Annotated in this window: 10 protein-coding genes and 1 pseudogene; 5 read left to right on the forward strand and 6 right to left on the reverse strand. The window is 72.8% G+C overall.

Annotation, left to right across the window (positions count from 1 at the left end):
- Window positions 1–291 precede the first annotated feature (291 nt).
- Window positions 292–816 (forward strand): SigE family RNA polymerase sigma factor, encoded by a 525-nt coding sequence (locus BZY54_RS06345; RefSeq protein WP_086723556.1) that lies wholly within the window; start codon window positions 292–294, stop codon window positions 814–816.
- Window positions 817–871: 55 nt separating this feature from the next.
- Complete coding sequence (locus BZY54_RS06350; RefSeq protein WP_086723557.1) at window positions 872–2,140, forward strand: hypothetical protein; 1,269 nt, start codon at window positions 872–874, stop codon at window positions 2,138–2,140.
- Here BZY54_RS06350 and BZY54_RS06355 read toward each other — a convergent pair.
- From BZY54_RS06355 to BZY54_RS06375, 5 genes are all read right to left on the reverse strand, one after another.
- Window positions 2,127–2,777, reverse strand: a complete 651-nt coding sequence (locus BZY54_RS06355) for a hypothetical protein (RefSeq protein WP_086723558.1) — start codon at window positions 2,775–2,777, stop codon at window positions 2,127–2,129. The two genes, BZY54_RS06350 and BZY54_RS06355, sit on opposite strands and share 14 nt — an antisense overlap.
- A gap of 85 nt (window positions 2,778–2,862) precedes the next feature.
- Window positions 2,863–4,338 (reverse strand): GntP family permease, encoded by a 1,476-nt coding sequence (locus BZY54_RS06360; protein WP_086723559.1) that lies wholly within the window; start codon window positions 4,336–4,338, stop codon window positions 2,863–2,865.
- A 160-nt stretch (window positions 4,339–4,498) separates the two neighbouring features.
- Window positions 4,499–4,909, reverse strand: coding sequence for a RidA family protein (locus BZY54_RS06365; protein WP_086723560.1), 411 nt, complete (start codon window positions 4,907–4,909; stop codon window positions 4,499–4,501).
- Window positions 4,906–5,679, reverse strand: a complete 774-nt coding sequence (locus BZY54_RS06370; protein WP_086723561.1) for an IclR family transcriptional regulator — start codon at window positions 5,677–5,679, stop codon at window positions 4,906–4,908. The genes BZY54_RS06365 and BZY54_RS06370 overlap by 4 nt, the downstream gene beginning before the upstream one ends.
- Window positions 5,676–6,797, reverse strand: coding sequence for a sugar kinase (locus BZY54_RS06375; RefSeq protein ID WP_208640571.1), 1,122 nt, complete (start codon window positions 6,795–6,797; stop codon window positions 5,676–5,678). The genes BZY54_RS06370 and BZY54_RS06375 overlap by 4 nt, the downstream gene beginning before the upstream one ends.
- Window positions 6,798–6,961: 164 nt before the next feature.
- On the opposite strand from BZY54_RS06375, the gene BZY54_RS06380 reads away from it, so the two are divergent.
- Both BZY54_RS06380 and BZY54_RS06385 read left to right on the forward strand, forming a co-directional pair.
- Window positions 6,962–8,242: an amino acid deaminase gene (locus tag BZY54_RS06380; protein WP_086723563.1), complete on the forward strand. Its 1,281-nt coding sequence runs from the start codon at window positions 6,962–6,964 to the stop codon at window positions 8,240–8,242.
- A gap of 14 nt (window positions 8,243–8,256) precedes the next feature.
- Window positions 8,257–9,906 (forward strand): N-acyl-D-amino-acid deacylase family protein, encoded by a 1,650-nt coding sequence (locus tag BZY54_RS06385; protein ID WP_086723564.1) that lies wholly within the window; start codon window positions 8,257–8,259, stop codon window positions 9,904–9,906.
- A 28-nt stretch (window positions 9,907–9,934) separates the two neighbouring features.
- Here the strand turns inward: BZY54_RS06385 and BZY54_RS06390 are convergent, their stop codons facing one another.
- Window positions 9,935–10,807, reverse strand: coding sequence for a S1 family peptidase (locus BZY54_RS06390; RefSeq protein WP_086723565.1), 873 nt, complete (start codon window positions 10,805–10,807; stop codon window positions 9,935–9,937).
- Window positions 10,808–11,060: 253 nt separating this feature from the next.
- Between BZY54_RS06390 and BZY54_RS06395 the strand changes: the two are divergent.
- Window positions 11,061–11,547, forward strand: a pseudogene (locus tag BZY54_RS06395) (hypothetical protein); the annotation flags it as partial.

Below are 11,547 nucleotides of genomic sequence, written 5' to 3' on the forward strand. Positions count from 1 at the left end.
CGATCCACCCGACTCGGGACGACGCCCGGACCCCAGGGTTCCGGGCGTCGTCCGCGTTTTCCGGCGGTACGGCGGGCGACGGCACGTTGGTCGCCCCAACACGGCTGTCCGCCCGCCGGCGCCCCAGCGCGCAGCCGTCCTCGCCGCGCACCGCGCCGACCCCCGACACAGGCATCGGGCAGATGCTCGCCCGCGTCCGCCGTACGGTTCTGGATCCGGGTGAAACATCCCGGGGGGTCCAGCGCATCAATGAGGTGAGAGTGCTGGAGATGAGCGGGAGGCGGGGGACCCATGGGGCCGAGGCGGGAGGACGGGTACGACGGGTATCCGGAGTTCGCTGCGGCCCGGGCCGGGCACCTGTACCGGTCCGCCTGTCTGCTCACCGGCGGTGACACCCATCTCGCCGAGGACCTCGTCCAGGAGACCCTCGGGCGGGTGTACGTCCGCTGGGGCCGGATCTCCCGGGTCGGCAATCCTGCGGGGTACGCCCAGACCGTGCTCACCCGTGTCTTCCTCGCCCACAGGCGGCGCCACAGCAGCCGCCGGGAGCGTGCCACCGAGGTGCTGCCCGACGTCCCGGGGCCGGACGCGGGCGGTGACGCGCCGCTGCGGCTGACCCTGCTGGAGGCGCTCGGACGGCTGCCCGCCAAGGACCGGGCGGTGGTCGTCCTGCGCTACTGGGAGGACCGCAGCATCGAGGAGACGGCCGCCGTGATGAACACCAGCTCGGCGGCCGTGCGGACGCGTTGCGTCCGCGCCCTCGCCCGGCTGCGTCTGCTCCTCGGCGACGCCCTCGGCGAGTACGCCCGTTCCTGACCCGTCCCTTCGGCACGCGCATCATCAACCAACGTCCCAGAAACGGCGGTTCGCCATGCCTTCTGCAGACCACGACCCCTTCGAGGAGCGGTTCGCCGGCGCCCTGCGCGAGACCGGCACCGCGTTCGCGACCGACCAGCAGGAGCTGGTGGCCCGCGGTGAGACGCGCGGGCGGCGGCTGCGGCTGCGGCGACGGGCCGCCGTCGCGGGCGGTGTGACCGCGGTCGTTCTGGTCGGGCTGGGCGGTGCCCTGGTGCTGCCCGGCGGGCAGGACGGCGGCGGGCGGCACCGGTCCGTGGCCGATGGTCCGTCGGGGCGGGCCACCTCCGCCGCCCCGGGGACAGCCGCGCCCGGTTCCTCCGTCTCCTCGGTGTCCGGCGACGAGCTGGTCCGCACCCTCGAAAAGCTGCTCCCCAAGGGGCACTTCAGCGACGCGCACGGGCGCGGCACCGACGACAGCCCCTTCGCCCAGGTCGTCTACGACGACGGACGGGGCAAGGCCGCCGTCGCGGTGTCGCTGAACCGGGTCCCGGCCGGCAGCCAGGAGGCCGTCCAGACCACCCAGTGCCCCGACAAGGTGTACATCGCCTACGACAGCTGCACCAGCGGCAAGCTGTCCGACGGCTCCGCCCTGATGGTCCTGAAGGGGTACGAGTACCCGAACAAGCGCAGCGGTACGAAGCTGTGGACCGCCGAACTCGTGACCCCCACGGGCGAGCACGTCAGCGTGCAGGAGTGGAACGCCGCCGCCGAGAAGGACGCGCCCGTCACGCGGGAGCATCCTCCCCTGTCCGCAACCCAGTTGAAGACGCTGGTCAGCGCGCCCGAGTGGCGTGCCGCCGTCGGCGCCGTGCCCGTCGACCCCCGGATGACGGCGGTGCCGAGCGCGACGCCGACCCACCACGGCTCGGTTCCCGCGACGCTCGCCCGACTGGTGCCGCGGGGGCTAGAGATCGTCTCGAGGAGTCAGTCGGACGACTACGAGTTCGGGTACGTCGTCGTGGACGACGGCCGGGGCGCGAGCCTGGTGCAGATCAACGTGCAGCGGGACATGCGGGACGTCGAGAACCAGCTCTTCGGGGCCGGAACCAGGACCCTGCCGGACGGGACCAAGGTCGTCCGGCGCAAGCAGAGCGGTGAGAAGGGCATCGCCGGGATCGTCATGTGGACCGTGGACACCATCCGGCCCGACGGTCGCCGCGTGGTGATCAGCGCGTTCAACTCCGGTGCGCAGAACACCCCGGCGACCCGTCAGGCCCCGGCCCTGACCATGAAGCAGTTGGAGACGATCGCCACCGATCCGAAGTGGCTCAAGCTGGGCTGACCGCCGTGTCCTCGTCCGCCGCGTTCGAATCGTCGTCCTGGTCCGCCGCGTCGGGCTCGCCGGCCGCACCGTCCCGGTCGTCCGCCGCGCCGTTGTCGAAGTAGGCGTCCAGGACCGCGTCCAGCTGCGCCTCCCACTCGCCGAAGCGTGACCTGGCCGGGGCCTCGATCTCGATCGGGTACCAGCGGCGCTCCGGGGTGTGCACGGTGACCGTGAACCGCTTGCCGAAGCGGGGTGTCTCCGTCTCCACGGCGCCGATCTCGTCCCAGCGGAACTCGCACTCCTGGTCGTCCAGGCTGAGACGTACGCCCCGGTGGTCGGCGACGATCCGGGCGCGGCGGTCGGCGGCCTCGAAGACCGGGCCGTCGGGGCCCTCGTCGGCCGCGTCCGACTCCTCGGGCCCGTCCACGGCGGCCTCCTCGGCCTCGGCCGTCCTCGCCGGATCCGGCGACCCGGCCTCCGGCCTCGCCTCCTCCGCCTCCGGCGCCGCGTCCTGCGGCTGCGGCGCCGAGTCCTCGGACTCGGGCGACGCGGACGCGGGGCCGGTGAGGCCGGGGACGAACGCCGGATCGAATCCGGCGCCCGTCACGGGCTCGTTCTTCAGGGGCTGGCTGCTCGAACCTATGCGCTGCTCCACAGCGGGCAGTATGGTCGACGATCCTGTGTCGGGCACAGCCAGCCCCTACTTCGTTATCAGACGCCAACAACCGCCTGACATCCGCTCATACGAACAGGCTCAGCACCGCAGCCACCGCGAAGCCCGCGAGCGACAGCACGCTCTCCAGCACCGTCCACGTCTTCAGCGTGTCCCGTTCGCTGATGCCGAAGTACTTCGCGACCATCCAGAAGCCGCCGTCGTTGACGTGCGAGGCGAAGATGGAGCCGGCCGAGATCGCCATGATGACCAGGGCGACGAAGGCCTGCGAGTGATGGCCCTCGGCCAGCAGCGGGGCCACGATGCCCGCCGTGGTCACGATCGCCACCGTCGCCGAACCCTGGGCGACGCGCAGCACCAGCGAGATCAGGTAGGAGAGCACGATCACCGGCAGGCCCACACCGTTGAAGGTGTCCGACAGGGCCTGCGCCACCCCGCTCGCCTTCAGGACCGCGCCGAAGACTCCGCCCGCGCCGACCACCAGCAGGATGTTTCCGACCGGCTTCAGGGACGCCGTGGACACCGTCTCCAGCGACTTGCGGGACCAGCCCCGGCGGATGCCCAGCAGGTAGTACGCCAGCAGCAGCGCGATCGTGAGCGCCACGAACGGGTGCCCGAAGAACTCGATCACCGAGCGGCCGGTGGACGGGTCCAGCGCGACCGAGGAGAAGGTGGCGGCGAGGATCAGGACCAGGGGCGTGCCGATGATGCCGAGGACCGTGCCGAGCGCCACCGGCTGCTCCTGCGGCCGCATGCCCGAGCGCCGCTGCTCCTCCAGGACGGCCCGCTTGGCCTCGTCCGCCGCCTCGACCATGTCCTGCGGCACCTCGACGAAGATCCGCTTGCCGATCCACGCGGAGTACGCCCAGGCGGCCAGCACCGCCGGAATGCCGCAGACGATGCCCATGAGGATGATCCAGCCGAGCTGCACGTGGAGCAGGCCGGCCGCGGCCACCGGACCCGGGTGCGGGGGCAGGAAGGCGTGCGTCATGGACAGGCCGGCGAGCAGCGGCAGGCAGTACAGCAGGATCGACTTGCCGCTGCGCTTGGCGGCGGCGTAGACGAGGGGCGCGAGCACGAAGATGCCCACGTCGAAGAAGACCGGGATGCCGAAGATCAGGCCGGTCAGGCCCATGGCCAGCGGGGCGCGCCGTTCGCCGAAGAGCCCCAGCAGACGGGATGCGAGCACCTCGGCGCCGCCGCTGACCTCGAGGATCGCGCCGAGCATCGTGCCGAGGCCGATGATGACGGCGACATGACCGAGGATGCCGCCCATGCCGGACTCGAGGGTGGAGACCGCGTCCGAACGCTGGACGGTGCCGAAGAGTTCGGTGACGGACAGGCCGGCCAGCAGGCCGACGGCTATGGAGACGGCGAGCAGCGCCACGAACGGCTGGAGTCTCGCCTTGATGATCAGGAAGAGCAGCAGGGCTATGCCCAGGGCGGCGACCAGCAGCAGGCCGGTGGTGCCGTCGACGAGGAGGAGCAGGCCTCCGGTGTGGGGTGGCGCGGCGGGAGCGGGGGCGGCGAGCGGATGGGACATAGGGGGGTCCTCTGCGTAAGTACATACGGCTTTCGGGCAGGGCGGATCGCGGCACGGCGCCCGATGAGGTGGTGGGCGCCGTGCCGTGCAGGAGGGGCTGGTGTGCCGGCGTGGCGTGGGCAGGTGGGCCGGTGGCCGGCGGAGCGGTGGGAGAGGGGCCTCAGCCGAGCACGGCGAGCGCGTCGATCTCGATCAGGAGACCCGCGGGCAGTCCGACGTAGACCGTCGTGCGCGCGGCGGGCGGCTGGGTGAGGCCCTGCTCCTCGAAGTAGGCGTTGTAGATGGCGTTCATCTCGGCGAAGTGGTCCACGTCGGTGAGGTATACGCGGATCATCATCACGTCGTCCCAGCTCGCCCCGCCCTCTTCGAGGATCGCCTTGACGTTGGCGAGGGTCTGGAGGGTCTGCTCGCGCAGGGTGGGGCCGGCGGGCGTGGGGGGCTTGCCCTCCTCGGCGGGCAGGAAGCCGACCTGGCCGGCGACCTGGAGGATGTTGCCCTTCTTCACACCGTGGGAGAACTTCGCGGGCGGGACGGTGTGGGTCTTGGGGGTGAGCGCGATCTTCTCGGTCATACGGTGTCCCTGTCTGGGGTGGTTACGGGGGTTCTGCCGGAGTACTCGCCGCTGATGGCGTCCGCGGTACGGCGCACCAGGGGGAGCAGGGTGAGGAGTTCGTCGGCGGTGACGACGACGTTCGGCGCGGAGACCGACATCGCGGCGGCCACCCGTCCGTCCGCGCCGCGGATGGGGGCGGCGACGCAGTTGATGGACTCCTCGTGGCCACCGAGGTCGGTGGCCCAGCCCTGTTCGCGCACCGTCGCCAGTTCCTTGAGGAAGGCGGCGGGGTTGGGCGTCGAACAGGCCGTGTACAGGGGGTATTCGAGCTTCTCCGCGACGGCGCGGCGCTCGGCCTCGGACAGGTCGGCGAGGAGGAGCTTGGCCACGGCGGCCACCGTGATGGCGACCGGCTTGCCGATCCGCGAGTACATGCGCACCGGGTAGCGGCTCTCCACCTTGTCGATGTACAGCACCTCGTTCTCCTCGTACACCGCGAGGTGCACGGTGTGGCCGCACGTCTCGTTGAGGCGGACGAGGTGGGGGTGGGCGATCTCGCGGATGTCGAGGTTCTCCATCGCCTCCTGGGCGAGGGCGAAGAGGCGGGCGCCGAGACGGTAGCGCTGGTCGGACTGGCGGTAGACCAGGCCGTGCTCGTGGAGGGTGCGCAGCAGCCGCAGAGCGGTGGACTTGTGGACGCCGAGGCGGTCGGCGACCTGTCCGAGGTCGGCGGGGCCCTCGGCGAGCAGCGGCAGGATGCCCAGCGCTCGGTCGACGGTCTGGCTCATGGCGTACGTACCTCCTCCTCGGCCCCCTGGTCGGTGCCCGTCCAGCCGGGGCCGAGTCGAAGTCTCCCCCACGACTCCTCGTCGAGGGCGGCCAGGCGGTCGGCGTGGTCGATCCAGGAGGGGCGCGGCGAAGCCGCTCCGCGGGGGGCGGTGGCCGGGCGACGGGCGGGCCGCGCGGCGAGGTCGCCGGGGACGGTGAGCGCGGCGGCGGCCATCAGATGGCCGTGCCGCAGACGGTCGCGCACGGGCAGCCCGCGCAGGGTGGCGGACAGGAAACCGGCGGCGAAGGCGTCCCCGGCGCCGACGTGGGCGACGACGTCGACCTCGGGGGCAGGGACGAACGTCGCGGTGCCGTCGCCGTCCTCCAGGTCGCCGGTGGACCTGTCGAACACGGTCGCTCCGCCCGCGCCCTGCTTGACGACCACGGTCCGCGGCCCGGGCAGCGCCTGGAGGATCGCCCGGCCGCCGTGCAGCCCCCATGCCTCGCGGGCCTCGTCGTCGCCCACGAACACGATGTCGGCCCGGCGCGCCAGCTCCATCAGCACCCGCGGCCCGTCGGTGTCCCGCCACAGTGCGGGCCGGAAGTTGACGTCGAAGGAGACCGGCGGGCGTCCCGGGTGCGGCTCGGTCAGCGCGTGCATCAGCGCGAGGCAGTCGTCGGAGAGCGCCGCCGTGATCCCCGACAGGTGCAGCACGCGGCAGGCGCGCAGCGCGGCCTCGTCGACGTTGCCGACGGCCATCGCGGAGGCGGCCGAACCGGCCCGGTAGTACGCGACCTCGTGGGCGTCGGTGGCACGGTCCCCGGCGGTGCGGAAGTAGATGCCGGTCGGGCGGACGGCGTCGCGCCGTACGGCCGAGACGTCGACGCCGTACGCGCCGATCGTCTCCACCAGGTGGTCGCCGAAGCCGTCCGCGCCGACCCGGCTCACCCAGCGTGCGGAGTGCCCGGCGGCGGCGAGCGTGCAGGCCACGTTGGACTCGGCGCCGCCGATGGCCCGTTCGAAGGACGGCACGTCGGCGAGACGGCCGGGGCGGGTGGGCAGGAACGTGACCATGGACTCGCCGAGCGCGACGACGTCCACGACGTCGGGGCTGTTGCAGGGTCCGGTGGCGGTCACGATGCTCGTAGCTCCTCGGTGAGTGGGCGGGGCGCGGGGCCGGGCCCGGGGCTGTCGCGGGACTTCTGTTCGTTGACCTCGCGTGGCCGAGATGTTAGACAGCAGTAAGCGGCATGTGCAATGAGCGTTGCAAGAGATGCAACGAACCTGATCAGGGAGGCTCCATGAAGAGCGAGGCGCTCGCCGGTCTGGCCGAGGAACGCGTCGACCATCGGTTCAAGGGACTCCCGCCGGACGCGGACGGGCTGACCGTCGGCGAGCTGGCCGCCCAGCGCCGCAACCTCTTCGCCGACGGCTTCGCCACGCCGGTGCTCGCGCTGTCCGCCGAGCGTCTGGAGCACAACCTGAAGCTGATGGAGGCGTACGCGGCGCGCCACGGCCTCGCCTTCGCACCGCACGGCAAGACCTCCATGGCGCCGGAGCTATTCCACCGGCAGATCGAGCACGGCGCGTGGGGCATCACCCTCGCCGTGCCGCACCAGGTGCGCGTCGCGCGGGCGTTCGGCGTCCAGCGGATCTTCCTGGCCAACGAGCTGGTGGACCCGGCCGCCCTGCGCTGGATCGCCGCCGAACTGGCCGCCGACCCGTCCTTCCGCTTCGTCTGCTACATCGACTCCGTGCGCGGGGTGGAGCTGATGGACGCGGCCCTGCGGGAGGCCGGAGCCGGGCGCCCGGTGGACGTGGTCCTGGAGCTGGGCGCGGGCGAGGGCGCGCGCACCGGCATCCGCACGGAGACGGAGTGCGTGGCCGTCGCCGAAGCGGTGGCCGCCACGCGGACCCTGCGACTGGTCGGAGTCGCCGGGTACGAGGGCGAGGTCCCGCAGGCGGACCCGGAGCGGGTGCGGGCGTGGCTGCGCCGGCTCGTCGCCCTCGCCGTGGACCTCGACAAGGCCGGGCGGTTCGCGGAGGCGGAGGAGATCGTGGTGAGCGCGGGCGGCAGCGCCTGGTTCGACGCGGTGGCCGACGTGTTCGCCGAACTCCCCGAACTCTCCCGGCCCGTGCTGAGGTTGCTGCGTTCGGGCGCGTACGTCTCGCACGACGACGGCCACTACCGCGAGATCACCCCGTTCAACCGCGTCCCCGAGGAGGGCGCTCTGGAGCCGGCCTTCCGCCTGTGGGCGCAGGTCGTCTCCCGTCCCACGGCCGAGCAGGCGTTCGCCAACGCCGGCAAGCGGGACGCGGCCTACGACCTCGACCTGCCCGTCGCCCGGGCGGTGCGCCGGGGCGGTGCCGGCGCGGCCGAGCGCCCGGCCACGGGCATCACGGTCACCGGGCTGTCCGACCAGCACGCCTGGCTGCGCACCACCCCGGAGGCCGACCTGGAGGTCGGCGACTGGATCGGGCTGGGTCTGTCGCACCCGTGCACGTCCTTCGACAAGTGGCAGCTGATCCCGGTGGCCGAGGCGGACGGCACGGTCGTCGCCTACATCCGTACGTTCTTCTAGAAGGAGGGGCTTTCATGGATCCGGTCGAGCTCGCCGATCTCGCCGATCTCGTCATCCGTGACGCGGACGTCGTCGACGGCACCGGCGCCCCCTCCTACCGCGCCGACGTCGCGGTCAAGGGCGGCCGGATCGTGTCGATCGTCAAGGAGGCCGCGGCGGCCGGCTGCCAGCGGCCCCGGGCGCGCCGGGAGCTGGACGCGGAGGGCCTGGTCCTCTCCCCCGGCTTCATCGACATGCACGCCCACAGCGACCTCGCCCTGCTGCGCGACCCCGACCACAGCGCGAAGGCCGCGCAGGGCGTCACCCTGGAAGTGATCGGGCAGGACGGGCTGTCGTACGCGCCGGTCGACGACCGCACCCTCGAAGAGGTGCGCCGGGCGATCACCGGCTGGAACGGGTACGGCGACGACATCGACTTCACCTGGCGCTCGGTGGGCGAGTACCTGGACCGGCTCGACCACGGCTTCGACGGCCGGGGCATCGCCGTCAACGCGGCCTACCTCATCCCCCAGGGCACGGTCCGAGCCCTCGCCGTGGGCTGGGAGGACCGCGAGGCCACGCCGGAAGAGCTGGACCGGATGCGGCAGCTGGTGGCCGAGGGCATGGAGCAGGGCGCCGTCGGAATGTCCTCCGGGCTCACCTACACGCCCGGGATGTACGCCGAGGACGCCGAACTGGCCGAGCTGTGCCGGGTGGTGGCGGTGCACGGCGGCTACTACTGCCCGCACCACCGCAGTTACGGCGCCGGGGCGCTCCAGGCGTACGAGGAGATGGTGGCCCTGACCCGCGAGGCGGGCTGCCCGCTGCACCTGGCGCACGCCACCATGAACTTCGGCCCGAACAAGGGCCGGGCACCGGAGCTGCTGGCGCTGCTGGACGACGCGCTCGCCGCGGGCGCCGACATCAGCCTCGACACCTACCCCTACACACCCGGCTGCACCACCCTGGCCGCCCTGCTGCCGAGCTGGGCGAGCGAGGGCGGCCCGGAGAGGATCCTCGGGCGGCTCACCGACGGGACGACCGCCGAGCGGCTCCGCCACCATCTGGAGGTCACCGGCTCCGACGGCTGCCACGGCGTGCCGGTGGAGTGGGAGACGATCGAGATCTCCGGGGTGACCGAGCCCGCGCTGGCCGAGTACGTCGGCCACACCGTCCGGGACTCGGCGGACCGGCGCGGCGAGACCCCCTGGACGGTCGCCCGCCGGCTGCTGGTCGACGACCGGCTCGGCACGACGATCCTCCAGCACGTCGGCCACGAGGAGAACGTCCGCACGATCATGCGGCACCCCGTCCACACCGGCGGCTCCGACGGCATCCTCCAGGGCACCAAGCCGCATCCGCGGGCCTACGGCACCTTCCCGCAGTACCTCGGGCGGTACGTGCGGGAGTTGGGCGTGCTGTCGCTGGAGGAGTGCGTCGCGCACCTGACCGGGCGCCCGGCGGCCCGGCTGCGGCTGCCGGACCGGGGGATCGTCCGCGAGGGCCACCGGGCCGACCTGGTCCTCTTCGACCCTGCCACGGTCGCGCCGGGCGCCACCTTCGATCAGCCGCGCGCACTGCCCACGGGGATCCCGTACGTCCTGATCGACGGCCGGTTCGTGATCGAGGACGGGCGACGCACGGACGTGCTGGCGGGGCGGGCGGTCCGCCGTACCGCGGTGTGACCGCCCGCCGTCGCGCGGCCGTGCCGGACTACGGCTTGGGCAGGACGCAGCCGCTCGCGTTCAGGTCGAGCTTGTTGCCGGTGGTGAAGCAGGCGGGTATCTGGTACGTCTCCTGGGCGTAGTTGATGCCCTGCCTGACGGTGACGTTGCCGCTCTGGTCGACCTCGCACGGGTTGTTCTCGGTGCAGCGCTGCCCGTCCTCGTTGCCGGTGTTGTTGACGGCGACGACCTTGCCGGTGGCGGTGTCGACGACGGGCGAGCCCGACGTACCGCCGATGGTGTTGCACGCGGAGGTGTAGCGGACGGAGCCCTTCCAGGTCCAGCCGCCTTCCTTCAGGCGGTAGACGAACCCGTCGATGTTGCAGCTGTAGACGCGTTTCCAGTAGCCGGAGACGACCTTTATGGCCGTACCGGCGACCGGGTGGGTGTCACTCAGGGGCAGCGCGTCGATGCCGTACGAGCCGCGGATCTGCGCGTAGGTGCGGGTGAGCTGGTAGATCGTGACGTCCGTGTCGGTCATGGTCGAGTAGACGACCTTGGCGGCGCGGAGCGTCCCGACCCGGGTGCCGGCCGAGTCGAGCAGGCCGAAGGAACGACTGGAGGCCTGGTCGACGATGACCTCGCCGGGCGCCGGGAAGCCGGTCTCCAGGCAGTGGCCGTTGGTGAGCACGAGCGCCGGGTCGCCGTCCGCGGAGCCGGGGAGGCGGACGACCGATCCGGAGCAGTTGCTCAGCGCGACGGTGCCGGCGAAGTCGACCGCCTTGAGCGCGGGCGCCGCGCCGGCCGTCCTCGTCGCGGGCGCGGGCGCCGCACCACCGGTCTGCGTGGCGGCGGCCGCTGGTGCCATGCCCGCCCCGGTGATCACCAGGGTCGCGAGCGTGGCGAGGAGAGGCTTGTTCATGTGTGGGGGTCCCCTCTTCAGACGTGGGCGACCGGAGATCTTCCGGTCGCCTGTCTTGTCATGCGCATTGTGATGACACGAGAGGGTGGTCACAAGAAGCCTTCACGCCGTCATGGGCCGTGACGGGCCGTCCGCCGCGTCCAGGGCCTATTGGCCGTCGCGCCAGTGACCGCCGCCGTGGCCGCCGTGACCATGGCCGCTGCCGGACCCTCCCGAGCCGCCCCAGGTCGGTCCGCTCGACGTGGGGGTGGGCGTGGGCGTCGGACTGCCGGCCGGGGCGGAGGAGGTGGCCGCCGGCGTCGAGGGCGCCGCACTCGTCCTCCGGGGACTCGGGGCGCTCTGCGAGGCGGCGGCGTTCGCGCCGGGCGTGGCGCTGGGGGACGTCCGACCGGGGTCCGGGGCGGAGGCCTTCGGGACGGCCGGCCGCGAGGCCGCCTGGGACGGGGTGCGACTCGCCCCCGTGGAGGCGGCGTCCGCGTCGACGGTCGGCCCCGTGCGCCCTCCCTCGCCCCGCGATGCGTTCCCCGACGAGTCCAGCGCCGAGAAACCGGCGATCACGGCGGCGAGGGACACGACCCCCGCCGCCCCGGCGGCGACCATCACGCGCCGCGAACGCCGGGCACCGCGCCGCTCCTGCACCCGCCGCGCACGCCGCCCTCCGCCGCCTTGCTCCCGGCCGGCGTACGGCTCGACGCCGGGGGACGGCTCGACGCCGGGGGACGGCTCGACGCCGGGGGACG

This window comes from Streptomyces carpinensis (genome assembly GCF_002154505.1).
Taxonomy (GTDB): domain Bacteria; phylum Actinomycetota; class Actinomycetes; order Streptomycetales; family Streptomycetaceae; genus Streptomyces; species Streptomyces carpinensis.